General features: G+C 65.6%; 18 protein-coding genes and 2 tRNA genes. 10 read left to right on the top strand and 10 right to left on the bottom strand.

Features of this window, described 5'->3' with window-relative positions; translation table 11 throughout:
- Window positions 1-145 precede the first annotated feature (145 nt).
- The 4 genes from L0U83_RS07235 (at window position 146) to L0U83_RS07220 (ending at window position 2,718) form a co-directional block, all read left to right on the top strand.
- Window positions 146-418 (top strand): HU family DNA-binding protein, encoded by a 273-nt coding sequence (locus tag L0U83_RS07235; RefSeq protein WP_027796408.1) that lies wholly within the window; start codon window positions 146-148, stop codon window positions 416-418.
- 61 nt (window positions 419-479) lie between these two features.
- Window positions 480-555: transfer RNA gene (locus L0U83_RS07230), tRNA-Val, on the top strand.
- Window positions 556-591: 36 nt separating this feature from the next.
- Window positions 592-668 (top strand) — tRNA-Asp (locus tag L0U83_RS07225).
- 103 nt (window positions 669-771) lie between these two features.
- Entirely contained in the window at window positions 772-2,718 is a 1,947-nt protein-coding gene (locus L0U83_RS07220) for a SurA N-terminal domain-containing protein (RefSeq protein WP_233881580.1), read from the top strand.
- 96 nt (window positions 2,719-2,814) lie between these two features.
- On the opposite strand, the gene L0U83_RS07215 is transcribed toward L0U83_RS07220, so the two are convergent.
- Both L0U83_RS07215 and L0U83_RS07210 read right to left on the bottom strand, forming a co-directional pair.
- On the bottom strand, window positions 2,815-3,162 hold the full coding sequence (locus L0U83_RS07215; RefSeq protein ID WP_233881579.1) for a hypothetical protein: 348 nt from the start codon (window positions 3,160-3,162) through the stop codon (window positions 2,815-2,817).
- Window positions 3,163-3,366: 204 nt separating this feature from the next.
- A complete protein-coding gene (locus L0U83_RS07210; RefSeq protein WP_373321014.1) occupies window positions 3,367-3,996 on the bottom strand; it encodes an arylesterase in 630 nt (209 codons plus the stop codon).
- A 156-nt stretch (window positions 3,997-4,152) separates the two neighbouring features.
- Between L0U83_RS07210 and L0U83_RS07205 the strand changes: the two genes are divergently transcribed.
- On the top strand, window positions 4,153-4,893 hold the full coding sequence (locus tag L0U83_RS07205) for an ABC transporter ATP-binding protein (protein WP_233881578.1): 741 nt from the start codon (window positions 4,153-4,155) through the stop codon (window positions 4,891-4,893).
- Between the two features lie 66 nt (window positions 4,894-4,959).
- Here L0U83_RS07205 and pgi read toward each other — a convergent pair whose 3' ends face one another.
- The 3 genes from pgi to L0U83_RS07190 form a co-directional block, all read right to left on the bottom strand.
- Window positions 4,960-6,579, bottom strand: a complete 1,620-nt coding sequence (pgi, locus tag L0U83_RS07200) for a glucose-6-phosphate isomerase (RefSeq protein ID WP_233881577.1) — start codon at window positions 6,577-6,579, stop codon at window positions 4,960-4,962.
- 254 nt (window positions 6,580-6,833) lie between these two features.
- The gene (locus L0U83_RS07195) at window positions 6,834-8,426 is read right to left on the bottom strand and encodes an NAD(P)H-hydrate dehydratase (RefSeq protein WP_233881576.1); all 1,593 of its coding nucleotides are present in this window, start codon (window positions 8,424-8,426) and stop codon (window positions 6,834-6,836) included.
- A 118-nt stretch (window positions 8,427-8,544) separates the two neighbouring features.
- Complete coding sequence (locus L0U83_RS07190) at window positions 8,545-9,840, bottom strand: FAD-dependent oxidoreductase (protein ID WP_233881575.1); 1,296 nt, start codon at window positions 9,838-9,840, stop codon at window positions 8,545-8,547.
- 502 nt (window positions 9,841-10,342) lie between these two features.
- Between L0U83_RS07190 and purL the strand changes: the two genes are divergently transcribed.
- Window positions 10,343-14,419 carry a phosphoribosylformylglycinamidine synthase gene (gene purL, locus L0U83_RS07185; protein ID WP_233881574.1) on the top strand — a complete coding sequence of 1,359 codons (4,077 nt, stop codon included), beginning with the start codon at window positions 10,343-10,345 and terminating at the stop codon, window positions 14,417-14,419.
- A 209-nt stretch (window positions 14,420-14,628) separates the two neighbouring features.
- Window positions 14,629-15,744 (top strand): Fic family protein, encoded by a 1,116-nt coding sequence (locus L0U83_RS07180; protein ID WP_233881573.1) that lies wholly within the window; start codon window positions 14,629-14,631, stop codon window positions 15,742-15,744.
- A gap of 62 nt (window positions 15,745-15,806) precedes the next feature.
- Here L0U83_RS07180 and L0U83_RS07175 read toward each other — a convergent pair whose 3' ends face one another.
- The 5 genes from L0U83_RS07175 to L0U83_RS07155 form a co-directional block, all read right to left on the bottom strand.
- The gene (locus tag L0U83_RS07175; RefSeq protein WP_233881572.1) at window positions 15,807-16,586 is read right to left on the bottom strand and encodes a peptidylprolyl isomerase; all 780 of its coding nucleotides are present in this window, start codon (window positions 16,584-16,586) and stop codon (window positions 15,807-15,809) included.
- Between the two features lie 62 nt (window positions 16,587-16,648).
- Window positions 16,649-16,957 (bottom strand): BolA family protein, encoded by a 309-nt coding sequence (locus tag L0U83_RS07170; protein WP_233881571.1) that lies wholly within the window; start codon window positions 16,955-16,957, stop codon window positions 16,649-16,651.
- Window positions 16,954-17,487, bottom strand: coding sequence for a septation protein A (locus tag L0U83_RS07165; protein ID WP_042269484.1), 534 nt, complete (start codon window positions 17,485-17,487; stop codon window positions 16,954-16,956). Before L0U83_RS07165 ends, L0U83_RS07170 begins: the two co-directional genes overlap by 4 nt.
- 106 nt (window positions 17,488-17,593) lie before the next feature.
- On the bottom strand, window positions 17,594-18,013 hold the full coding sequence (gene msrB, locus L0U83_RS07160; protein WP_158757819.1) for a peptide-methionine (R)-S-oxide reductase MsrB: 420 nt from the start codon (window positions 18,011-18,013) through the stop codon (window positions 17,594-17,596).
- A gap of 50 nt (window positions 18,014-18,063) precedes the next feature.
- Complete coding sequence (locus L0U83_RS07155) at window positions 18,064-19,662, bottom strand: protein adenylyltransferase SelO (protein ID WP_233881570.1); 1,599 nt, start codon at window positions 19,660-19,662, stop codon at window positions 18,064-18,066.
- Window positions 19,663-19,829: 167 nt separating this feature from the next.
- Between L0U83_RS07155 and L0U83_RS07150 the strand changes: the two genes are divergently transcribed.
- The 3 genes from L0U83_RS07150 (at window position 19,830) to pncA (ending at window position 24,504) form a co-directional block, all read left to right on the top strand.
- Window positions 19,830-21,518, top strand: a complete 1,689-nt coding sequence (locus L0U83_RS07150) for a 3-(methylthio)propionyl-CoA ligase (RefSeq protein ID WP_233881569.1) — start codon at window positions 19,830-19,832, stop codon at window positions 21,516-21,518.
- 235 nt (window positions 21,519-21,753) lie between these two features.
- Complete coding sequence (locus L0U83_RS07145; RefSeq protein WP_233881568.1) at window positions 21,754-23,835, top strand: 3-hydroxyacyl-CoA dehydrogenase NAD-binding domain-containing protein; 2,082 nt, start codon at window positions 21,754-21,756, stop codon at window positions 23,833-23,835.
- Between the two features lie 33 nt (window positions 23,836-23,868).
- Window positions 23,869-24,504 (top strand): bifunctional nicotinamidase/pyrazinamidase, encoded by a 636-nt coding sequence (gene pncA / locus L0U83_RS07140; protein ID WP_233881567.1) that lies wholly within the window; start codon window positions 23,869-23,871, stop codon window positions 24,502-24,504.
- Window positions 24,505-24,537 lie beyond the last annotated feature (33 nt).

The raw sequence follows: 24,537 nt of genomic DNA, 5'->3' as shown, positions 1-24,537 counted from the left end.
TGCCCGCCGAATCAGGCTGAACCCCGCTTGACACGGCCCTTTCGGCCCCGTTAAATGAGCGGTCCCCGCGCCTATGCCGGGGACGTCTATCTAACAAGTTGAACTTCTTTCTTACGATTGCCCAAACACATTCTCGGGGGCTGGAATGAATAAAACGGAACTGATCGACCATATCGCGCAACAAGCCGACATTTCGAAAGCGGCTGCGGGACGCGCACTTGACGCCGTGATCGGCGGCGTCAAAGGGACGCTCAAGAAGGGCGGCTCGGTCACGCTCGTCGGCTTCGGCACGTTTGCCGTCGGCAAGCGCACGGCGCGCACGGGCCGCAATCCGCGCACTGGCGACGCGATCAAGATCAAGGCGGCGAAGGTGCCCAAATTTAGGCCTGGTAAAGCGCTGAAGGATGCGCTAAACTAGCGGGCTCGCTACCTGGTAAGGGTGGCGCAGCAGAAGTCGCAGTGCCGGAAAGCATGAAGCTGGGTGCTTAGCTCAGTTGGTAGAGCGGCGCCCTTACAAGGCGTAGGTCGGGAGTTCGAGCCTCTCAGCACCCACCACAGCTTCAGTTCCGGTACATCGCGCAGCACCCGCACGGAGCGGTAGTTCAGTTGGTTAGAATACCGGCCTGTCACGCCGGGGGTCGCGGGTTCGAGTCCCGTCCGCTCCGCCAAGGATATCTCGACAAGAAGGCGAACTCCGGTTCGCCTTTTTTGTTGGCCGCTGTTGTAATATCGGGCGTTCCATTTTTTGGCGCCCTCAACGTCTGGTCACGCATGCTCGACTTTTTCCGCAATCACAAACGCCTGATGATGTTCATGCTGCTCCTGGTCATCCTGCCAGGGCTGGGCTTCGTCGGTATTCAAGGTTTCCGCGGCTTCTTCGATGAAAGCGCGAACGTTGCAAGCGTCAACGGGCACAAGATCACGCGTGTCGAATACGACAACGCCGCGCGCCAGCAGCTCGACCAGGCCCGCCAGGTCCTCGGCGCGCAATTCGACGCGAGCATGTTCGACACGCCTCAGCACCGCAAGGACATCCTCGATGGACTGATCCAGCAGCGCGTGCTCGTGGACGAAACGCAGCGCCTGCATCTCACCGCCTCGGACGACGCCGTGCGCCGCGCGCTGCTCTCCGACCCGGTGATCTCGTCGCTCAAGAATCCTGACGGCTCGATCAATCTCGACCAGTACAAGCAACTGCTCGCCATGCAGGGCATGACGCCTGAGCAGTACGACGAGCGCGTGCGCTATAGCCTCGCCATGCAGCAATTGCCGGCGTCGATCATCAGCAGTGCGTTCACGCCGAAGGCGCTCGCGCAGCAGCTGACTGGCCTCTCGGAGCAGCAGCGCGACGTGCAGGGCCTGGCGTTCCACGCAAGCGACTACGCACCGAAGGTCCAGCCGACCGACGCGCAACTGCAGGCGTACTACGACGCGAACAAGAACGCTTTTGCTACGCCGGCCACGGCGCAGATCCAGTATCTGGTGCTCTCGGCGGCTACGGTGGCTGCCGGCGTGCAGCCGGGCGACGCCGATCTCAAGAAGTACTACGACGACAACATCGCGCACTATCGCACGCAAGAAGAAGTCCGCGCGAGCCACATCCTGATCACGGTGCCGAAGGACGCAAGCGCCGACGTGCGCAACGCTGCGAAGCAAAAGGCCGAGACGATCCTCGCCGAAGTCAAGGCGCATCCAGATCAGTTCGCGCAAATCGCGCAGAAAGAATCGCAGGATCCGGGTTCGGCTTCTAAGGGCGGCGACCTCGGCTACTTCGGCCCTGGCATGATCGCGGGCGGCAAGGCGTTCGACGACGCGGTCTTCAAGCTCAAGAAAGACGAGATCAGCGACGTGATCCAGTCGGACTTCGGCTATCACATCGTCAAGGTCACTGACCTGAAGCCGGCGGTCACGAAGCCGTTCGACGACGTGAAGGCGCAGATCGCGAACGACGTGAAGGCCCAGCAGGCTGCGAAGCTGCTCGCCGATGCGAGCGACGGCTTCACGTCGCTGGTCTACGAACAGGCGAAGAGCCTGCAGCCGGCCGCCGACAAGTACAAGCTGACGATCCAGACGGCCACGGTCACGCCGAAGCCGAATGCAACGCTGCCACCGGATAGCCCGCTGAACAACCAGAAGTTCCTCGACGCCGTATTTGCGAGCGACTCGGTGAACCAGCACAACAACACCCAGGCAATCGACGTTGGCAACAACACGCTGATCTCGGCGCACGTGACGAACTACCAGCCGGCCGCCGTGCCTGCGTTCGCCGCGGTCAAGGATGCCGTGCGCCAGAAGGTTGTCGCGCAACAGGCGGCCGACATGGCGCGCAAGGACGGCGAGGACAAGCTCGCGGAACTGCAGAAGTCGAAGTCGACCGATGGCTTCTCGTCGGCGCTCAAGGTGTCGCGTAACGACGCCCAGGGTCTGCCGCCCAGCGCGCTTTCTGCCGTTTTCAAGGCCGATTCGCAGAAGCTGCCGGCCTACGTGGGCGTGGACCTCGGCAAGGACGGCTATGCGATCTACCGCGTGAACAGCATCACCAACGGTGCGGCCGCTGATGGCCCGCGTTTGGCCGCCGCACAGCAGCAGCTCGCCCAGGTGGGCGGCCAGTCGCAGGTGCAGGCGTATCTCGACGCACTGCGCGAGCGCTCGAAGGTCAAGCTTTACGGCTCGCTCGGTTCGGCCAGTCAGTCAGGCGACGGCGACAGCGGTCAGTAAGCACGATCAGCGCATCCACGCGCCGGCGTCCAACGCCGCGGCAAAAAAAAGCCCCGCGAAACATCGCGGGGCTTTTGCGTTCTGGCGAGCGCGAAATCAGAGGCAGGCGTTGATGTCGCCGGTGGCGTCTGCGCCTGCGCCGCCGCCGGAGCGGAAGCCGACCCACGTCTTCGCGCTGGCGCTCCACGCCGGGCGCACCGTTGCCGCTGCGCCGTTAGGCGGTTGCTGGCCAGGGACGTAGACGTCGACAGCCTGGCCGTTGGCGAGCACGGACTGCGAGACGACTTGCTGCTGCGACTTGTCGGCCCATTTTTGCGCGATGCATTGAGCAACCGCGGCAGGCGGTTGCTGGCTGGTGCCGACGGACTGCGCTCCGCTCGGCATTGGCTGATTGGCGCAGGCAGCAAGTGCTGCCGTAACGACAATGAGAGGTAAATATTTCACGCTTCTTCCCTCCAGTCGGGGTCGGTCGGATTCAGACAACGATGCCTCTCGGGCTCGCGTGTCTGACGCAAAACGTGGCCAATGGCGGGAGGCGGCTACCCGCCGCTACGCCGCCTGAGGCGAGAGCGGCTTGAACGCGCCAGGGGGCGGGGCCTGCGACAGGGCGCACGGTGAGGACGTCCACCCGTTTGCCCAGTTGCCGCCTCAGTGCCGTGCGCCCTTGTTTAGCAGCGGCTTGAGCGTTGGCCACACATTGTCGAGGAGCAATGGCTGTGCCTGCTGGATGGGATGGATCTGATCGGCCTGGAAGAGTTCGGGCTTGTCGGCGAGGCCGGCGAGCAGAAAGGGCACGAGCGGCACGTTCAGTTCTTTCGCAAGCCGTTCGTAGATAGCGTGGAAATCGCGCGTGTAGTCGGGCCCATAGTTCGGCGGCACGTACATGCCGATGAGCACGGGCTTCGCGCCGTCCTTGCGGATCTGCGAGACGATGGCGCGCAGATTGCTCTCGGTGGTGGTGAGAGGTACGCCGCGCAGTGCGTCGTTCGCCCCCAGTTCGACGATCACGATCGAGGGTTTGATGCGCTGCATGACGAGCGGCAGGCGGGTGAGTCCGCCGCTTGTCGTGTCCCCGCTGATGCTCGCATTCGCAACGTTATAATCGATCCTCTCGCTGGCGAGGCGCTGGCGCAGCAGGGCCACCCAGCCTGTATCGCGAGGCAGGCCGTATTCGGCGGAAAGGCTGTCGCCGAGCACGACGATGTCTGGTTTTGCCGTGGCGGCGGGATTCGTCGCCGCGTTGGCGGTGGGCATGGCCGCGAGAGCGGCGCCGTTCATACCAAATGACGTGCCAAACAAGGCGGCGGCAGTTAAGGTTGAGATCGAGGCAAACGCGGAGACAAACGCGCTGAAGCGGGACCCAACGCGGGAAAGGACGGCGCGCCGTGCGGCGCGCTTCTGGTTCACGGCTAACCTGTGCGTCATCATGTGCGAATGAATAGCGATCCAGTCATTGAAGTACGGGGTTTGAGCAAGCGGGTTACCGACGCCACGGGAGAGCTGACGATCCTCGACGGCATCGACCTCACCGTGCAGGCGGGCGGCAGCGTCGCGATCGTAGGCGCTTCCGGTTCCGGCAAATCGACGCTGCTTGGCCTGCTGGCTGGCCTCGACAGCGCGAGCGCGGGTTCCGTGCGCCTGCTCGGCCATGAGCTTACCGGTATGGCCGAAGACCAGCGCGCGGCACTGCGCAACGGCTCGGTGGGCTTCGTATTCCAGTCGTTCCAGCTGATGCCGCATCTCACCGCTTTGGAGAACGTCGCGCTGCCGCTCGAACTGCAGGGCGGCATGTCGACGCGTGATGCTTTCGCCCGCGCCCGCGCGCTGCTCGAGCGCGTAGGTCTCGCCGAGCGCACGGGCCACTATCCGAAACTGCTCTCGGGCGGCGAGCAGCAGCGCGTTGCGCTCGCCCGCGCGTTCGTGACGCACCCGGCCGTGCTGTTTGCCGACGAGCCCACCGGCAGCCTCGATGCCGCCACGGGCCACGCCGTCATCGACCTGATGTTCGAACTCAATCGCGCCAACGGGGCGACGCTCGTGCTCGTCACCCACGATGTCGATCTCGCACAGCGTTGCGACGCGATCATCACGATCGAAGCGGGTCACCGCGTGGCCAACGCGCCGCATGGCGCGGCGGCTGCGCGCAACGCGAGCAATGTCGAAGCCGGGCGCTAGTGCGCGGACAACCAATGAGCCAATCGACGGCGTGCGCACCGCATGCGCACGCCAGATCTGCGCAATTTAACGCTTGAGCGACGCACGGGCGCGCGCGATTAGCGCCGCTGTGGACGAATCGTGTGGCTTCACGTTGCCGCTTGCCGCGTTCAGGTCGGCTTCGACCACCTTGCCGAGGATCTTGCCGAGTTCCACGCCCCACTGGTCGAACGGATTGATGTCCCACACGGATGCCTGGACGAGCACCTTGTGCTCATACAGCGCGATGATCGCGCCGAGCGAGCGCGCGGTAAGCGCGTCGACGAGCAGCGTGGTGGTCGGTCGGTTGCCGGGGAACATGATGTGCGGCACGAGTTCGGGCTTGTCCGGGCCCGCGATCTTGCGCGCTTCTTCCTCGGTGCGGCCAAGCATCAGCGCCTCGCTCTGCGCAAAGCAGTTCGCGAGCAGCTTCGGATGATGGTCGGCCAGCGGATGCTCGGGCGTGAGCACGGCGATGAAGTCGATCGGTACGATCGTCGTGCCTTGGTGCAGCATCTGGAAGAACGCGTGCTGGCCGTTCGTGCCGGGCTCGCCCCAGGTGATCGCCGAGGTCGAGTAATCGACGAACTTGCCGTCGAGGCGTGCCGACTTGCCGTTGCTCTCCATTTCGAGCTGCTGGAGATACGAGGGCAGGAAGTGCAACGCTTCGGAATAGGGCGCGACGAGATAGCTCTGCGAGCCGAAGAAGTTGCGATACCAGACGCCGATCATGCCGAGCAGCACGGGCAGGTTCTTCTCGAGCGGCGCTTCGCGGAAGTGCTTGTCCATGTCGTGCGCGCCGGCGAGCAATTCGTCGAACTGCTGCGGCCCGATGGCGATCATGATCGAGAGCCCCACGGCCGACCAAAGCGAATAGCGGCCACCGACCCAGTCCCACATCTCGAACACGTTTTCTTTGGCGATGCCGAACTTCACGACTTCGGCCGGATTGGCCGAAACGCCGACGAAGTGCTTCGCGAGTTCGCTTTCCGGGCAGCCGTGCTTGACGAACCAGTCGCGCATCGACAGCGCGTTGGTCATGGTCTCGAGCGTCGTGAACGTTTTCGAAACGATGATCGCGAGCGTCTCTTCGGGGTCGATGTTTTCGATCGTGCGCCACAGGTCCGCGCCGTCGACGTTCGAGACGAAGTGCGAGGTGATCTCGGGCAGTTCGAGATGCTTGAGCGCGTGCACGACCATCTTCGGCCCGAGGTCCGAGCCGCCGATGCCGATGTTCACGACGTGGCGAATGCGCTTGCCGGTGTATCCGGTCCATGCGCCGCTGCGCACGGCGTCGGCGAATTTGGCCATCTTCGCGCGCTCGGCGAGGACCTGCGCGTGGTACGGGGCGTCGGCCTCCGTGGCGCGCAAGGCGGTATGCAGTGCCGCGCGGCCTTCGGTCGGATTGACGACTTCACCCTTGAACATCGCATCGCGGCGCGCTTCGACGCCGGCCTCGCGAGCGAGCTGCACGAGCAGCTTGAGCGTGGCGTCGGTGATGCGGTTCTTCGAGAAGTCGGCGCCGAGACCGGCGCCTGCGAACGTGAAGCGTTCGGCGCGCGTCGGCGCGGGGTCGTTGGCGGGAGCGAACCAGTCGCGCAGCTTTTCGTCGCGGATCTGTTCGTAATGCGTCTGTAGCGCGGACCAGGCGGGGAGCGGATTCGTCATGTTCGTCTAGCGAGGGATCACGAATGGAGGGCGGCAGGTGCGGTTCGCCGGTCAGGCCGAACGCGCGCTTCGCGCGCCGCGGGGAAGCACGGGCCGCCTCCGGTGAGAGACGGCGTGCGGAGGTTCAGTATAGCGGCCTCGCGCGACACTGCGCAGCGTTATGGCGCTTGCGGCCGCAATGCGCGCGCGAGGTGAGTCGAACGTGGTGGCGAAGCAAGCTGTGTGCCGCGCGGGCGAACGCGCGGCGTGCAGCTTCAGGCTGCGTATCTCGGGGCGTAGAAGAGCCGGTTCATCAGCTTGCGCACCGCTGGGGCGAGTTCGCCCGCGGTGAGGCCCGCGGGGCCATCGCCTTGTGCGCACAGCGTGTCGGCGGCGAGGCCGTGCAGGTAGACGCCCGCGAGCGCCGCCTCGTAGGGCGGCAGGCGCTGGGCCAGCAGCGCGCCGATGATGCCGCCGAGCACGTCGCCGGTGCCGCCCGTGGCGAGGCCCGCATTGCCGGTGGGGTTGACGGCGACGCGGCCATCGGGTGCGGCGATCACGGTGCCGCTGCCCTTGAGCACCGCAACTGCCGCGTAGCGGGAGGCGAGTGTGCGCGCTGCGGCCACGCGGTCGCGCTGCACTGCGGCGGTGTCGCAGCCGAGCAGCCGCGCCGCTTCGAGCGGATGCGGCGTGAGCACGCAAGGCACCCCGCGCGTGGCGGCCGACAGCGCGACGTGTGCCGCGAGCGCCTCGTCGCGCGCGACGAGATTGAGCGCGTCGGCATCGAGCAGCACGGGGGCCCGAAGGCGCAGGATGGCGTCCACGAGCTGCCGTGCGGACGCGCTGCCGCCCATTCCGCATCCCGCCGCCACGGCGTCCATCGTATCGAGCGCGAGCCGGGCCGCCGCGTGCAGCATGAGTTCGGGGTGCGGGGCGTCGTAGGGTGGCGCGTCGCTGCCGAGAAAGCCCACGTGAACCTTCCCAGCGCCGGTGAGCAGCGCCGCGCGTGCCGCGAGAATCGGCGCGCCGCACATGCCCGTGTCGCCGCCCACGACGGCGAGCGTGCCGAACGTGCCCTTGTGGGTGGCGAAGTCGCGTGCGGGCAGCGCAGCGGCGAAGAGCGACGGTGCGTTCAGGCGAGCGGCGCCCGGCGTGTCTTCGGTGTCGATGCCGATCGGCGCGACCGCGACGGTGCCCGCGTAGTCGCGCCCGGCACCGGTGTAGAGGCCGGGCTTGGCGGCGATGAAGGTCACGGTATGTGTCGCGCGCACGACCGGGCCGCTGCCGACCACGTTGCCCGTGTCGCTGTCGAGGCCGCTCGGCATGTCGAGCGAGAGCACGTGGCCATGACTGTGCGCGCGTGCTGAGAGTCTTTCGGCGACTTCGGCGAACACGCCTTCGAGTCCGCGCGCGAGACCGATGCCGAACATCCCGTCGACGAGCCAACCGTAAGCGTCGAACGACGCGGGCACGGACGAGGCGATGGGCACGCCTGCCGCTCGCGCCTCAGCGAGCGCCCAGAGCGCGTCGTCGGGCTTGACCTCGACTGGCATGCAGACTTCCACTGCGACGCCCGCGCGATGGAGTTCGGTGGCGACGACGAGCGCGTCACCACCGTTGTTGCCGGGCCCCGCGGCGAACCAGACCGGCTTGTCGCTTGCGGATGAGGGCGCGTGCGCGAGTTGCTCGCTCAGGAAGTGCGCGGCGGCGGCGGCGGCGCGCGCCATGAGTGTGTGAGCAGGCAAAGCCGACTGCGCGGCGACTTCGGCCTCGCGCAACGCTTCGACGGTGAGAAGCGGGACCGCACGATCGTGCGGATTGACGAGCACCGGTTGCCCGGTACCAGAGGAGTGTGGAACGTGCGTCATGACGATGCGGTCCTGAGAAGCGACATCGCAACGATACCCGAGCATGGCCTCAGGCGGCACGCCCCAGGCGCGCGGCGGACCGGCGCGGCGGCAAGGCAACGCCGCACGCGCGCGCCGCTTAATCGCGGCCTGGCCAGAGCGCCTTGATGGTATCGGCCGGCAGGTCTGGCGCCGTGTTGGAGACCTGCTGGGCGACGAGGCGCGCGGAGCCGAGCGAAAGCGCCCAGCCCGCCGGTCCGTGGCCTGCGTTGACGAAAAGGCGCGGATGGCCCACGTTGCCGACCGCCGGCAGGCCGTCGGCGGAAAGCAGCTTCATGCCTTCCCACGCAAGCGCGGCCGAAATGCGCGCGGCGCCCGGCGCCCAGTCGCGCGACGCTTCGCCGAGCAGTGCGAGCGCGTCCTCGGTGAGCGCCTCGGGCAGCGCGTCATCGACTTCCTGCGCGCGCAGCAGCACGGCGGCGCCCGATATCCGCAGGCGGTGATTCATACGCGCGATGGCGATGCGCTTGCCAGCATCGACGATCGTGCTCTGCGGCACGCATTCCTCATGCGCTACCGGCGAATTGAGCGTGTGCATGCGCAGCGGATAGACAGGCATCTTGAGGCCGAGCGGCGCGAGAAGCCGGGGCGTTTGCGCGCCCGCGGCGACCACGACGGCATCGCCCGAGATCACCTCGACGTCGCGTGAGCGGCCCGCTTCGTGCGCAGGCGGCGCGAGTTCCACCGCCGCGCGCCGATCTTCCAGGCGGATCGCACTGACTTCACGGCTCATTTCGAACTGCACGCCGCCCTGGGCGTCGAGCACCTGCTTGAGCAGCTTCACGAAGAGCGGGCAGTTGGCTACCCGGCCAGTCTCGAAGTGCACGCCGCCGGCAAACGGCGGATCGGCGGGGATGGCATGGTCGAAAGCCACGCATTCCGCGGGCGAAAGCGCGTGGTGGGGCGTCTCGAAACGGCGCAGCAGTTCGAGGGCTGGTTGGGTGAGCGACCATTCGTCGTTGCCGCGCACGAGATAGAGCAGGCCGTCGCGCTGCTCGTAGTCGAGTTGGCAGCGTGCGTCGATGTCGGCGAGCGCCGCTTGCGCGGACTCGATGAGCGGGCGCAAGAGCGCATAACGCTCGGCGAACGCCTCGGAGCCGTGCAGCGTGGCGAGGCGCTTGACGAAGCCGTGTGCCTGGCCGCGCCAGCCCGACTTGCTGATCACGCCGCCGGACGATTGACGGCCGTTGCGCAGGAAGGTGGGGCCGAACCAGACGTCGAGCGGCGTGGGCAGCGCGATGCCGCTATGGCCGTAGGTCGCGCCTTGCGCAACGGTGGCGTGGCGTTCGATCACGCAGACGCGATGCCCGGCCGCGCGCAGCTGCCAGGCGGTAGCGATGCCGGCGATTCCGCCGCCGATGACGATGACATCCATGACGATACGATCTGCAGGCAGGTGACGCGCTTAGGTCAGGGCGTCCTGCGAAGGTGGGGCGTGCGGCGCGCCGAAGCCATGCCCGGGTGCGCCGATCAGACGAAACGCGCAATCATAGCAGCGAAAGCCCCCGCATCGCCATGCGCGAGGCCGGGTTGCCGCGCGTGTCTCGCGTGACCGCCGGCGCCCTGCGGGCCAAGTCTCAGGCACGATCCGGAGCACGCGACGATGCGCAATGCATGTCGCGAAATCGGCGCCATCCGCGTACGGCTGGCGTTGCCGTCCCCCTTGGCCATCCCGTAAAGCGGCGGATTGCGCACGCAAAGCCATCTGCGGCACGGCCGCCGGGGCGGTCAGGACGGGCCTTCCGGGTTATAATCGCGGTCTCCCTTCGCCTGACCGTCGCCATCCCCGCGCGACGCATCGCCACCTTGCGACGTGTTTCGCGCGAGGCGAAGCCGCGACGCAACTCTGACGCAACCTCGACGCAACGCCCCAGTCCATGGCCCACTTCTCGTGTTTCCCCGGCGCTTCGGCCCTTTCCGACTTCCGTCAGACCCGCCTGCTCGAGACGCTTCAGCGTATCGACGCCAACATCGTCGGCGTGCACGGCCAGTATCTGCATTTCGTCAATTCGGCTACGCCGCTCATCCCTGATGACAGCGCGAAGATCGAAGCGCTGATGCACTACGGCGCGCCGTTCGCGGCCCCGCAGGAGCGCGGCAGCGCGCTCACGTTCCTCGTCGTGCCGCGTTTTGGCACTGTGTCGCCGTGGGCGAGCAAAGCCACGGACATCGCGCATCATTGCGGCCTCGAGCAAGTGCGCCGCATCGAGCGCGGCGTCGAATACACCGTGGTCCTCAAGTCGGGCCTGCTCGGCGGCAAGAAGACGCTTTCAGAAGAGGCGCACGCGGCCGTCGCCGCGGCGCTGCACGACCGCATGACGGAAAGCGTGGCGCCTTCGCGCGACGCGGCGCTGCACCTGTTCGACGAACTGCCGGCCCGTGCGATGCAGACGGTCGACGTATTGGGCAAAGGCCGTGCTGCTCTGGAGACGGCCAACGGCGAACTGGGCCTCGCGCTCGCCGATGATGAAATCGACTACCTCGTCGAGAACTTCAAGAAGCTCGAGCGCAACCCGACCGACGTCGAGTTGATGATGTTCGCGCAGGCCAACAGCGAACACTGCCGCCACAAGATCTTCAACGCGAGCTGGACGATCGACGGCCAGGACCAGGATATGTCGCTCTTCGCGATGATCCGCAACACCGAGAAGATCAGCCCGCAAGGCACGATCGTCGCGTACTCGGACAACTCGTCGATCATGGAAGGCGCGGTCGCGGAGCGCTGGTTCCCGCGCAAGAACAACGCCGATGGCACGCCGGGCGAACAATATGGCCGCCACACCGAACTCACGCACACGCTGATGAAGGTGGAGACGCACAACCACCCCACGGCGATCTCGCCGTTCGCCGGCGCGGCCACGGGCTCGGGCGGCGAAATCCGCGACGAAGGCGCGACGGGCCGCGGCGCGCGCCCCAAAGCGGGGCTCACGGGCTTCACGGTCTCGAACCTCGATCTGCCCGACGCGCGCGAAGCGTGGGAAGACGCCCGCGACGCGGCCGTGCCGCTTACGCTGCGCAATCCCGCCGACACGCAGGGCGCTTATGGCCGCCCGGACCGCATCGCCTCGCCGCTGCAGATCATGATCGACGGCCCGCTCGGCGGCGCCGCGTTCAACAACGAATTCGGCCGCCCGAACCTCGGCGGCTACTTCCGCACCTACGAGCAAAACGTTGCGGGCACCGTGCGCGGCTATCACAAGCCGATCATGATCGCGGGCGGCCTCGGCAACATCAGCGCGCAGCACACACACAAGCATGACTTGCCGGCCGGCACGCTGCTGATCCAGATCGGCGGCCCGGGCATGCGCATCGGTATGGGCGGCGGCGCGGCCAGTTCGATGGCGACCGGCACCAACACCGCCGAACTCGACTTCGACTCGGTTCAGCGCGGCAACCCGGAAATCGAGCGCCGCGCGCAGGAAGTCATCAACTCGTGCTGGCAACTGGGCGAGCGCAACCCGATCCTGAGCATTCACGACGTGGGCGCGGGCGGCCTTTCCAACGCCTTCCCGGAACTCGTCGACGGCGCCGACAAGGGCGCGCGCTTCGAACTGCGCAAGGTACAGCTCGAAGAATCGGGTCTTTCGCCGCGTGAAATCTGGTCGAATGAATCGCAGGAACGCTACGTTCTCGCCATCGCGCCCGCCGATCTGGCGGAGTTCGAGGCGATCTGCGAGCGTGAGCGTTGCCCGTTCGCCGTCGTGGGTGTCGCAACCGACGCACGCGACCTGAAGCTCATCGACACCGACGAGCAGGCGCTCGCGGCCAACGGCGGCCACCAGCCGGTCGACATGCCGATGGACATCCTGCTCGGCAAGCCGCCGCGCATGCATCGCGACGTCGAGCACGCGAGCGTGCCGCTCGCGCCGGTCGAAGTCACGGGTGTTTCGTTCGACGAAGTCGCGAAGAGCGTACTGCGTCACCCGACGGTTGGCAGCAAGTCCTTCCTCATCACCATCGGCGACCGCTCGGTGGGCGGCACGACGGTGCGCGACCAGATGGTCGGCCCGTGGCAGGTGCCGGTGGCCGACTGCGCGATCACCGCGCTCGATTACGCCGGCTACAAGGGCGAAGCGATGACGATGGCCGAGCGTACGCCGCTCGCCGTGATCGATGCGCCCGCATCGGGCCGCATGGCCGTGGGCGAGGCGATCACCAACATTGCGAGCGCACCAATCCTGTCGCTCGACAAGCTCAAGCTTTCCGCGAACTGGATGGCCGCGTGCGGCGCACCGGGCGAAGACGCCGCGCTCTACGACACCGTGAAGGCGATCGGCATGGAGTTGTGCCCGGCGCTTGGCATCGGCATTCCGGTGGGCAAGGATTCGCTCTCCATGCGCACGAAGTGGAACGAGGAAGGCGTGGCGAAGGAAGTGGTCGCGCCGGTTTCGCTCATCATCTCCGCGTTCGCGCCGGTCGACGACGTGCGCCGCCATCTCACGCCGCAACTGCGCCGCGTCGACGAAGTGGGCGAGTCGGTTCTGATCGCCATCGATCTGGGTCGCGGCAAGAACCGCATGGGCGGCAGCATCTTCGCGCAGGTCACGCAGCAAGTGGGCGACGCGGTGCCCGACGTCGACAACGCAGAAGACCTCAAGCAGTTCTTCACGGCCATCCAGCAACTGAACGCGAACGAGCAACTGCTCGCGTACCACGACCGCTCGGACGGCGGTCTGTGGGCGACGGTTTGCGAAATGGCCTTCGCGGGCCACACCGGCGTGTCGCTGAATGTGGACATGCTCACGCTCGACAGCGAGCACGAATCCGATTACGGCGACGCCAAGGACTGGGCGAAGCAGACAAGCGGCCGCCGCGAAGACCGCACGCTGCGTGCGCTCTTCTCCGAAGAACTCGGCGCGGTGATCCAGGTGCCGGCACAGCAGCGCGATGCCGTGATGGCAGTGCTGCGCGCACACGGTCTGTCGGTCTGCTCGCACGTGATCGGCACGCTGAATCCGCGCGACTCGATCGAAATCTACCGCGACGCCAAGCGCATCTATGATGCGCCGCGCGCCGAACTGCAGCGTGTGTGGAGCGAAGTGAGCTGGCGCATTGCGCGCCTGCGCGATAACCCCGCATGCGCCGATTCCGAATACGACGCGCTTCTCGACGCCGCCGATCCGGGCATGCAGCCGCATCTGACGTTCGATCCGGCCGAGGACATCGCAGCGCCGTTCATCGGCAAGGGTGCACGTCCGCGCGTGGCGATCCTGCGCGAGCAGGGCGTGAACTCGCACCTCGAAACCGCGTATGCGTTCGACCGCGCGGGCTTCGACGCGCACGACGTCCACATGAGCGATCTGCTCGAAGGCCGCGCCACACTCGCCGACTTCGCGGGCGCGGTGGCCTGCGGCGGCTTCTCGTACGGTGATGTGCTGGGCGCAGGCGAAGGCTGGGCCAAAACGATCCGCTTCAACGCGAAGCTCGCGGACATGTTCGCGGCGTTCTTCGCGCGCGAGGACACGTTTGCGCTCGGCATCTGCAACGGCTGCCAGATGATGTCGAGCCTCGCCTCGATGATCCCGGGCGCGCAAGCCTGGCCGAAGTTCACGCGCAACAAGTCGGAACAGTTCGAAGCGCGCTTCTCGCTCGTGGAAGTGCAGGGCTCGCCGTCGATCTTCTTCAACGGTATGGAAGGCTCGCGCATTCCGGTGGCGGTCGCGCACGGCGAAGGTTTCGCGGACTTCTCGCAGCAGGGCGACATTTCGAAGGTGGCCGTGGCGATGCGCTACGTCGACCATCGCGCCCAGGCCACGGAAGCTTACCCGTTCAACCCGAATGGCTCGCCGCAAGGCATCACGTCGGTCACGACGCCCGACGGCCGCTTCACGGTGCTCATGCCGCACACCGAGCGCGTGCAGCGCACGGTGACGATGAGCTGGCACCCCGAAGCCTGGGGCGAAGCGAGCCCGTGGATGCGTGCGTTCCAGAACGCGCGCAAGTGGTTGGGCTAACACGCTGACCGGACCGCGCGCGGACGTTTGACGCGAGGGGCACGCCCCGGCGGAAAACCCCGGCCAATGCCTCCATTGCGAGTGCGGGCCGGGGTTTTTGCCTTTCTAGTACTGACCGGTGCGGGCTTGCGGCGAATAGCGACGCTAATCGCCGCACTTTTCGCGGCGATTAGCTTGTGCGTGCGGCGAATACGTCTCATAATCACCGCATGAATAGCGGCGAATACACCTACATCTGGCAAGCCAGCGACTGGCCACGGTGGCGCTTCGATCTGACGGCGCTTGCCGAGCCAATGGCCGAGGTCAGCCGCGCCCAAGGCTTGCTGGTAGGCCGGCTGGCCGATGTCGGCATGGCGCTGCGCGATCAGGCGAGCCTCGCGGCCCTCACAGAGGACGTGCTCAAGACGAGCGAGATCGAGGGCGAGCAGCTCAATGTCGCCTCTGTGCGCTCGTCCATCGCGCGTCGAATGGGCGTGGACATCGGAGCGCTCGCGCCGGTGGACCGTCACGTGGAAGGGGTGGTGGAAATGGTGCTCGACGCGACGACCAACAGCCGCGCGGCGGTCACGCGCGAGCGCCTGTTCGGCTGGCACGCCGCGCTGTTCCCTACGGGTTACGCCGGTCTCTCGCGGATCAACGTCGGCGCATGGCGCGATGACGCGAGCGGGCCCATGCAGGTGGTCTCGGGCCCTATTGGCCGTCAACGCGTGCATTTCGAAGCGCCGCCTGCGAACCGGCTCGAAGCCGAGACGCGGCGCTTTCTCGACTGGCTCAACGGCCCGGCACGAGAGCCGCCGCTAATCAAGGCCGCCCTCGGTCATCTATGGTTTGTGACGCTGCACCCGTTCGACGACGGCAATGGCCGGGTGGCGAGAGCCATCGGTGACTTGCTGCTCGCGCGCGCGGACGGCAGTGCGCAGCGCTTTTACAGCCTTTCCGCGCAGATTCAGCGGGAGCGCAAGGGCTATTACGACATACTGGAGCGCACGCAGCGCGGCTCGATGGATGTCACGCCGTGGCTCGCCTGGTTCTTCGACGCGCTGCATCGCGCGGTCGATCAGGCGCAGATCACGCTGGACGCCGTGCTCGGCAAGGCGCGTTTCTGGCGCGACTGGGCCACGACGCCGTTCAACGAGCGGCAAGTCAAGCTGCTCAACCGTCTGCTCGACGGCTTCGAAGGCAAGCTCACGAGCGGGAAGTGGGCCGCCATCGCCAGGTGTTCGTCCGATACGGCGTTACGCGACATCAACGATCTGGTGGCGCGCGGCGTGCTGCGCAAAACCGAGGGTGGTGGCCGCAGCACGAGCTACGAGCTCAACGCGTAGCCGCAAACAAAAACCCCGCGCCTTCGAAGGTCGCGGGGTTTTTAACAGCAGCCAGAGCCGCCTTACTGAATCTTCGCTTGCTTGCGCAGATTCTCTTCGAAGGCCTGCAGCTTTTCCTGCTGGATTTGCTGGACGATCTGCGGGCGCACCTGCTCGAGCGGCGGCGGCGTCACCGCACGGATGTCGTCCACGCGGATGATGTGCCAGCCGAACTGCGTATGCACCGGCGTATCGGTGATCTGGCCTTTCTGCAGATGCGTGGCCGCGGCAGCGAATTCCGGCACATAAGCCTTCGGATCCGACCAGTCGAGGTCGCCGCCATTCTTGGCCGAACCCGGGTCCTTCGAGAACTGCTTTGCGAGGTCTTCGAAGCTGGCGCCGGCCTTGATCTTCGCGATCAGGTCCTTGGCCTGCTGCTCGTTGTCCACGAGGATGTGATGCAAGTGGTACTCGCTGCCGCCCGCGTCCTTTGTGAGCTGGTCGTAGCGCGCCTTGACTTCGGCGTCGGTCGGCTGATTGTTCTTCACGAAGTTTTCGATCAGCGCGCGCAGCACGACGGTCTGCTGTGCCACGGCGATTTGCGCCTTCACGTCCGGCTTGTTCGGAATGCCTTCGCGAATGGCTTCCTGCATGAGGATTTCGCGGTTCACGAGTTCTTCACGCACGGCCATTTGCAACTGCGGCGAATCCTGCTGGCCTTGATGCACGAGCTGGTCGATCAGCGCATCGGCGCGCGCTTTGGGAATCGGCGTGCCGTTCACGACGGCGATGTTCTGCGCAAAGGCGGGAGCCGCCGCGCACGCAGCCAGCAACACCCAGAGATGGGTCTTCTTCAAGGTCATCGGAAAGTCCTAACGGGGCGAACCAAAATGGCGAACAAAAAGGTCGAAATCTAACGTGGGGCTTACCGGGGCAGCGCCGCGGCTTCTTCGGGCGTGAGCGCCGTGATCGCGAGTGCGTGGATGCCGCGCTGCATGGCCTCGGCCAGCGCATCATACACCATGCGATGCCTTGCCACGCGGGCTTTCCCCGTGAATGCGAGCGCAACGATCGTGACATGATAGTGACCGCCGGCAGCCGCGCCGGCGTGTCCGGCGTGCTGCGCGCTGTCGTCGCGCACCTCAATGGAAACGGGCGCGAGCGCCGCGGTGAGGCGCGTTTCGATGAGCGCCATGCGCTCAGCCGGGCTGGCGTTGAGAAAGACGTCGCTCATTCTTCTTCCTTCATGTAACGCGAAAGCCACAGGCTCTGGCCGACGATGAACACCACGAGAATGCCGGTCGCGCCGAAGAGCTTGAAGTCGACCCACGCGTCTGTGGAGAAGTGGAACGCCACGAAGAGATTGAGAATGCCGAGCAGCGCGAAGAAGATCGACCACACGAAGTTGAGTTGCGTCCAGATGCGCGGCGGCAGCGTGATCTGCTTGCCCATCATCGCTTCGATGAGGTTCTTGCCGAATGCCACTTGCGAAACGAGCAGCACGACCGAGAACGCCCAGTAAAGCACCGTGGGCTTCCACTTGATGAAGGTTTCGTCGTGCAGCATCAGCGTGGCGCCGCCGAACACGACGACGATGCCAAGCGAAAGCCACAGCATCGGGTCGACCTTGCGGTGGCGGAACGCCACCCACGCGATCTGCACGAGCGTCGCGCCGATCGCCACGGCCGTCGCCGTGAAGATGCCCCACAGCTTGAAGGCGACGAAAAAGAGGATGATCGGAAACAGATCAAACAGGAATTTCATTATCGGCCTGAGAGTTTACGAAATGAGCCCCTGCAAAAGAGGGCACGACGCTTTCAAGGCCCTGTTTCACCCAGTCGCGCCCCGCGCGGGGCAGCCTTGCCAGCGTTCACTTGGGCTCGAATTGTAGCGCAGCCGAATTGATGCAATACCGAAGGCCCGTCGGGGCCGGACCATCTTCGAATACGTGACCGAGATGCGCGCCGCAGTTCTTGCACCGCACCTCGATGCGCAGCATGCCGTGCGTGCGGTCGGTTTTCTCCTCGATCACCTCGCCGTTGATCGGGCGGAAGTAGCTCGGCCAGCCGCAGCCCGCGTCGAATTTCGTGTCGGACTCGAAGAGCGGCGTGCCGCAGCACACGCAGTCGTACACACCCCGGTCGAAGTGGTCCCAGTACTTGCCCGTGAACGCGCGCTCGGTCGCGGCGTGGCGCGTGACCTGGTATTGCGTGTCGTCGAGCTGCTCCCGCCATTGCTCGTCGGCTTTGTAGCCCGGGTAGGCGGTGGAGTTATGGTCGTCCTGGCTCATGTTGGGTTCCTGTCGGGTGGGAAACAAGGATCACGTAGATGGGGGCGCGCTCACGAAGAGCAACTGACTTCGAGCGAACTGGCCCAGTCGGGCGGCAGCCCTGCGTACGACGCGTGCTCCGGCTGTTCGTCGAAGGGCCGCTCCAGCACCTTCGCGAGCCGTTCGACCTCGCTGAAGTCCTTTTGCGCGGCGCGCTCGATCGCCGTTTGCGCGAGGTGATTGCGCAGCACGTATTTCGGATTCGTGCGATTCATCGCCTCGGCGCGCGCGGCGTCATCGCGTGTTTCGTGCGCAAGGCGCGCGCGGTACTCGGCGGCCCACGCGTCGAACGCGGCGCGATCGAGAAAGAGATCGCGCACTGACGTGTCGCCGCTCGCGTCATGCTTCGACACGCGCGCGAGATTGCGATACGTGAGCGTGAAATCGGCGCGGTTGGCATGCATGATTTCGAACAGCTTGTTCGCCAGCGCATCGTCGCCTTCGCGCTCGTTTTCGAGGCCGAGCTTCGCACGCATGCGCGCTTCGAGCGCGGGCGCGAAGTGCCCCTTGAAGCGCTCGAGCACGCCTTGCGCGTCGGCCACCACGCGCTCGCCGCGCTTCTTTTCGTCGGCGATGTCGTAGTGCGCGCCGAACAGCGGCACGAGCGCTTGCGCGAGGCAAAAGAGATTCCAGTAGCCGATCTGCGGCTGCATGCGGTACGCGTAGCGGCCCTGCGAATCCGAATGATTGCAGATGTGGTTCGCGTCGAAACCATCCATGAAGCCGAACGGCCCGTAGTCGATCGTGAGGCCGAGAATCGACATGTTGTCGGTATTCATCACGCCGTGGCAGAAGCCCACGGCCTGCCACTCGACCATCAGCGCCGCCGTGCTGCGCACCGCTTCGTCGAGCAGGGCGAGGTACGGGTCGTCGGCTTCGCGCAGTTGCGGATAGAAGCGCGCGATCACGTGGTCGGCGAGCGCGCGCAGCGCGTCCACGTCGTCGTGCGAGTAGAAGTGCTCGAAGTGGCCGAAGCGCACGAAGCTCGGTGACACGCGCGTGACGACGGCGGCCGTTTCCATCTCCTCGCGGCGCACCGGCTGGTCGGAGCCGATGACCGTGAGCGCGCGCGTGGTCGGAATGCCGAGATGATGCATGGCTTCCGAGCACAGGAATTCGCGGATCGACGAGCGCAGCACCGCGCGGCCGTCGCCCATGCGCGAGTAGGGCGTGCGGCCCGCGCCTTTGAGCTGGATCTCGTTGCGTTTGCCCTCGTATTCGACCTCGCCGAGCGTGAGCGCGCGGCCGTCGCCGAGCTGGCCAGCCCATACGCCGAACTGGTGGCCAGAGTAGACCGTTGCGTACGACATGGCCGATGGCGAGCGCTCGCGCGTGAAATTTCCGCAAAAGAACTCGGCAAACGCGGGGTCGGCAGCAGCGGATGCATCGAGCCCGAGTTGCGCGGCCATGTCCTTCGAAAAGCCGACGGCGTAGGGCGCGGGCAGCGGCGCGCCGGGCAGCCGCGTGTAAAAGCGGGCGCCGAGCGCGGCGAAGGCGTCGTCGCGCGGCACGATCAAGGCGCGTTCGAAGTCGGCGAGCGGACCGGTGGCGGGCGTGTGCGTAGCGGACGAGCCGCTGTTGGATTCGGTAGTGCCTGGTGAAAACGACATATTGAGGGCCTGTTGAATACTCGATATTGTAATTCCGCACCCGCCGGCGTGCTGGGGCACGTTCGAAGCCTGCTGGCGCGCCACACGATACGCGAAAGTAGAACGCGAAAGTAAAACGCGAAAGACAACGACACACAACGCCGATCCACGCGAGGAGACCGCCAACGATGAGTGCGCCGCTGCTGGGACAGATGATGGATGTGCCGCTCACGCTCCCGTCGTTGATCGCGCATGCGGCGCGCCATCATGGCAGCGCGCAGATCGTCTCGCGCCGTATCGAGGGCGATATTCATCGCTACACGTATCGCGAGTGCGAGGCACGCTCGAAGCAACTCGCCCAGGCGCTCATCGCGCTTGGCGTGGCGCCGGGCGAGCGCGTCGGCACCTTGGCCTGGAATGGCTATCGGCATCTCGAAGCCTATTTCGGCGTGACCGGCTTCGGCGCCGTGTGCCATACCATCAATCCGCGGCTTTTTCCCGAGCAGATCGCCTGGATCGTCAATCACGCCGACGACCGCTATGTGCTGTTCGACATCACGTTCGCCGCGCTCGTCGACACGCTCGCACCGCAATGCCCGAACGTGCGCGGCTGGATCGCGCTGTGCGATGAATCGCATCGACCGCAAATGCGCACGGAAGTGCTCTGCTACGAAACGCTGCTCGCGGCGCAGGACGGCAACTACACGTGGCCCGAACTCGACGAGCGCAGCGCGTCGAACCTTTGCTACACGTCCGGCACCACGGGCAACCCGAAAGGCGCGCTCTACACGCACCGGTCTTCGGTGCTGCACGCCTACGCCGCCGCGCTGCCCGATGCGATGGGCTTTTCCGCGCTCGACGCGATTCTGCCTGTCGTGCCGATGTTCCATGTGAATGCGTGGGGCATTCCGCATGCGGCCCCGCTCGCGGGCACGAAGCTCGTGCTGCCCGGCAAGGATCTCGACGGCAAGTCGCTCTACGAACTCATGGAGGCCGAAGGCGTGACGGCCTCGGCCGGCGTGCCGACTGTCTGGCTCGGTCTGCTCGCGTATATGCGCGGCGCGGGTGTGCGCTTTTCCACGCTCAACCGCACGGTGATAGGTGGCTCGGCGTGTCCGCCCGCCATGCTGCGCAGTTTCGAGGACGACTACGGCGTGCAGGTGATCCACGCTTGGGGCATGACGGAGATGTCGCCGCTCGGCACGCTTTCGAGGCTCAACTGGGAGCAGTCGAAGCGGCCCCGCGAAGCCCAGCACGCGTTGCTCGAAAAGCAAGGGCGCGTGATTTTCGGCGTGGACATGAAGATCGTCGGCGAGGATGGCCGGGAATTGCCGTGGGACGGCATGACGTTCGGCGACCTGCATGTGCGCGGGCCGTGGGTGATCGACCGCTACTTCCGGCAGGAAAGCGGTTCGCCACTCGTGGAGGGCTGGTTCCCCACGGGCGACGTCGCCACGATCGACCCCGACGGCTTCCTGCACATCACCGACCGCAGCAAGGACGTGATCAAGTCGGGCGGCGAGTGGATCAGCTCGATCGACCTGGAAAACATCGCAGTGGCGCATCCGGCCATCGCGGAGGCCGCGTGCATTGCGTGCGCGCATCCGCGCTGGACCGAGCGGCCGCTCATCGTTGCGGTGAAGAAGCCCGGCGCCGCGGTCACGCGTGAGGAACTGCTGGCCTTCTTCGAAGGCAAGGTCGCGAAATGGTGGCAGCCCGACGACGCCGTGTTCGTCGACGAACTGCCGCACACGGCAACGGGCAAGCTGCAAAAGCTCAAGCTACGCGAGCAGTTCCGCTCGTACGTGCTGCCGACTGCGCTCGCGCTCGAGGGGTGTCCGTTCGATCCGGTGCAAGACATCGCGAAACGCGACTAAACCACACCGCGCAGCCGCGCAAGGTTCTCCGGCGCAGCCTCTGGCTGCGTTTTTTTTCTTCCGACTTTTACCCGCCGACTCGCCAGATTTGTGCGTTCAGTACAAACCCTGGCATCCGCAGCGCAGCAAAAAATTGAACGAACGTTCTTTTTTGGGTATTCTGCCAGCTGACCGGGAATGTCGGACAATGAAACCGACTACGCACATCGCGGCCCGCAAGCATGGAGGCAGGCAAATGGCAGTGGACTACACGACTCGCGACGGCGTCGCCGTCATCACGCTCAATAATCCGCCCGTCAACGGCCTCGGGCATTCGACCCGCGCGGGCATTGTCGAGGGCCTCGCACGCGCCGCGAGCGATCCGGCCGTTCTGGCCGTCGTGATTACGGGCGCCGGCAAGGCGTTCTCGGGCGGTGCGGACATCACCGAATTCAACACGCCCAAGGCGATGCAGGAGCCCACGCTCCACACCGTCATCAAGGAAGTCGAAAAGAGTGCGAAGCCGGTCGTGGCCGCGATCCACAGCGTGGCCATGGGCGGCGGTCTCGAACTGGCGCTCGGCGCGCACTACCGTATCGCCGCGGCGGGCGCGCAGATCGCGCTGCCGGAAGTGAAGCTCGGCATTCTGCCGGGCGCCGGCGGCACGCAGCGCTTGCCGCGTGCGATCGGCCTCGAGGCCGCCCTCAACATGATCGTGACGGGCGCGCCGGTGATGAGTGAAAAGCTCGCGAATTCAGGGCTTTTCGACGCCATGGCGCAAGGCGATCTGCTCGAAGAGGCAGTCGCTTTCGCGCGCAAGGCCGCCGACAAGCAAGGGCCGCATCCGCTCGTGCGCAACCGCAAGATCGAGCATCCGAACGCCGAAGGCTTCCTGCAGTTCTCGCGCAACACCGTTGGCGCGATGGCGAAGAACTATCCCGCGCCGGTGAAGTGCGTCGATGCCATCGCGGCCGGCGTGAAGCAGGGCTTCGACAAGGGGCTCGTGTTCGAGCGCGAATGCTTCCTCGAACTCGTTCAGACGCCGGAAAGCCGAGCGCTGCGCCACGCGTTCTTCGGCGAGCGCGCCGCGAGCAAGATTCCCGATGTGCCGTCGAGCACGCCTACGCGCGACATGCAGAAGGTGGCCGTGATCGGCGCGGGCACGATGGGCGGCGGCATCACGATGAACTTCCTCAACGCGGGCGTGCCGGTCACGCTGCTCGAAACGAAGCAGGAAGCGCTCGAGCGCGGGATCGCTACGATCCGCAAGAACTACGAAGCCCAGGTCAAAAAGGGCAAGCTCACGCAGGAGAAGCTGGAAGCGCGCATGGCGCTCATCAGCCCGACGCTCTCCTACGACGACCTCAAGCAAGCCGATCTCATCATCGAAGCAGTGTTCGAAGAATTGGGCGTGAAGGAGCAGGTGTTCAAGCGCCTCGACGAAGTCGCCAAGCCGCACGCGATTCTCGCCTCGAACACCTCGACGCTCGACGTCGACAAGATCGCGGCGTTCACGAAGCGTCCCCAGGACGTGGTGGGTCTGCACTTCTTTAGTCCTGCCAACGTGATGAAGCTGCTCGAAGTCGTGCGCGGCAAGGAAACGGCCAAAGACGTGCTTGCCACCGTCATGCAGGTCGCGAAGAAAATCCGCAAGACGGCCGTGGTTTCGGGCGTGTGCGATGGCTTCATCGGCAACCGCATGATCGAGCAGTACGTGCGCCAGGCGCTCTATATGCTCGAAGAAGGCGCGCTGCCTGCGCAGGTCGATCGCGCGATCGAGAAGTTCGGCTTCGCGATGGGCCCGTTCCGCATGAGCGATCTGGCCGGCAACGATATCGGCTGGGCCATTCGCAAGCGCCGTTATCAGGAACATCCGGACATGAAGTACTCGAAGATCGCCGACCGCCTGTGCGAAACCGGCCGCTTCGGGCAGAAGACCGGCGCGGGCTGGTACGACTACAAGGCAGGTGAGCGCAACGCGCTGCCATCGAAACTCGTGGACGACATGATCGTGGCGTACTCGAAGGAAGCCGGTGTCGAGCGGCGCAAGATCAGCGACGAGGAAATCGTAGAGCGTCTCGTGTTCTCGCTCGCCAACGAAGGCGCGAAGATTCTCGAAGAGGGCATCGCCTCGAAGGCGTCCGACGTCGATATGGTCTATCTCACGGGCTACGGCTTCCCGCTGTGGCGCGGCGGCCCGATGCTGTACGCCGACACGGTCGGCCTCTACAACGTCGAGCGCGCCATTCGCCGCTATGCGCAGCAGCGCAATGGCGAGGCGTGGGAAGTCGCGCCTTCGATCGTCGAACTGGCTGCCAATGGCGGTACGTTCAACTAAGTTTTCTCGAGAGTGAACAGGCGGACGAACATCATGAGAAGCGCAGACGACGTGCTCCTGCTGATCGACCTGCAATACGACTTCATGCCGGGCGGCGCGCTTGCCGTACCGCATGGCGATGAAGTCGTGCCGGTCGCCAACCGGCTCGCGCAGGGCTTCAGCCACGTGGTGCTCACGCAGGACTGGCACCCGGCGCAGCACGTTTCGTTTGCGGCCAATCACGCGGGGCGCGCGCCGTTCGAGACGACGGCGCTGCCCTACGGTGAGCAGGTGTTATGGCCCGTGCATTGCGTGCAGGGCACCGAAGGCGCGGCGCTGCATCGCGACCTGAACGTGCCGCATGCGCGCGCGGTGATCCGCAAGGGCCATCACGCCGACGTGGACAGCTACTCCGCGTTTCTCGAAGCCGACCGCAAGACGCCTACGGGCCTCGAGGGCTATCTGCGCGACGTAGGCGTGAAGCGCGTGTACTGCTGCGGCCTCGCGACTGACTATTGCGTGGCGTGGTCCGCGCTCGACGCGCGCGCCGCGGGCTTCGAAACCGCGCTGATCGAAGACGCCTCGCGCGCCATCGACCTGAACGGCTCACTTGCCGCCGCGTGGGAGCAGTTGCTTGCTGCCGGCGTGAAGCGTGCGCAATCGGCCGAGGTGCTGGCATTGTCCGCTTGAACGTTCGATCAAAGACATCCTCTGGATTCAATA

Source organism: Paraburkholderia flagellata (genome assembly GCF_021390645.1).
Classification (GTDB): domain Bacteria; phylum Pseudomonadota; class Gammaproteobacteria; order Burkholderiales; family Burkholderiaceae; genus Paraburkholderia; species Paraburkholderia flagellata.
This window is presented reverse-complemented; position numbering and strand designations above follow the sequence as displayed.

What these genes read in the sequence shown, in the direction of transcription:
- L0U83_RS07235 (WP_027796408.1), top strand. Translation starts at nt 146, where the DNA reads ATGAATAAAACGGAACTGATCGACCATATCGCGCAACAAGCCGACATT.
- L0U83_RS07220 (WP_233881580.1), top strand. Translation starts at nt 772, where the DNA reads ATGCTCGACTTTTTCCGCAATCACAAACGCCTGATGATGTTCATGCTG.
- L0U83_RS07210 (WP_373321014.1), bottom strand. Translation starts at nt 3,996, where the DNA reads ATGAACGGCGCCGCTCTCGCGGCCATGCCCACCGCCAACGCGGCGACG.
- L0U83_RS07205 (WP_233881578.1), top strand. Translation starts at nt 4,153, where the DNA reads ATGAATAGCGATCCAGTCATTGAAGTACGGGGTTTGAGCAAGCGGGTT.
- pgi (WP_233881577.1), bottom strand. Translation starts at nt 6,579, where the DNA reads ATGACGAATCCGCTCCCCGCCTGGTCCGCGCTACAGACGCATTACGAA.
- L0U83_RS07195 (WP_233881576.1), bottom strand. Translation starts at nt 8,426, where the DNA reads ATGACGCACGTTCCACACTCCTCTGGTACCGGGCAACCGGTGCTCGTC.
- L0U83_RS07190 (WP_233881575.1), bottom strand. Translation starts at nt 9,840, where the DNA reads ATGGATGTCATCGTCATCGGCGGCGGAATCGCCGGCATCGCTACCGCC.
- purL (WP_233881574.1), top strand. Translation starts at nt 10,343, where the DNA reads ATGGCCCACTTCTCGTGTTTCCCCGGCGCTTCGGCCCTTTCCGACTTC.
- L0U83_RS07180 (WP_233881573.1), top strand. Translation starts at nt 14,629, where the DNA reads ATGAATAGCGGCGAATACACCTACATCTGGCAAGCCAGCGACTGGCCA.
- L0U83_RS07175 (WP_233881572.1), bottom strand. Translation starts at nt 16,586, where the DNA reads ATGACCTTGAAGAAGACCCATCTCTGGGTGTTGCTGGCTGCGTGCGCG.
- L0U83_RS07170 (WP_233881571.1), bottom strand. Translation starts at nt 16,957, where the DNA reads ATGAGCGACGTCTTTCTCAACGCCAGCCCGGCTGAGCGCATGGCGCTC.
- L0U83_RS07165 (WP_042269484.1), bottom strand. Translation starts at nt 17,487, where the DNA reads ATGAAATTCCTGTTTGATCTGTTTCCGATCATCCTCTTTTTCGTCGCC.
- msrB (WP_158757819.1), bottom strand. Translation starts at nt 18,013, where the DNA reads ATGAGCCAGGACGACCATAACTCCACCGCCTACCCGGGCTACAAAGCC.
- L0U83_RS07155 (WP_233881570.1), bottom strand. Translation starts at nt 19,662, where the DNA reads ATGTCGTTTTCACCAGGCACTACCGAATCCAACAGCGGCTCGTCCGCT.
- L0U83_RS07150 (WP_233881569.1), top strand. Translation starts at nt 19,830, where the DNA reads ATGAGTGCGCCGCTGCTGGGACAGATGATGGATGTGCCGCTCACGCTC.
- L0U83_RS07145 (WP_233881568.1), top strand. Translation starts at nt 21,754, where the DNA reads ATGGCAGTGGACTACACGACTCGCGACGGCGTCGCCGTCATCACGCTC.
- pncA (WP_233881567.1), top strand. Translation starts at nt 23,869, where the DNA reads ATGAGAAGCGCAGACGACGTGCTCCTGCTGATCGACCTGCAATACGAC.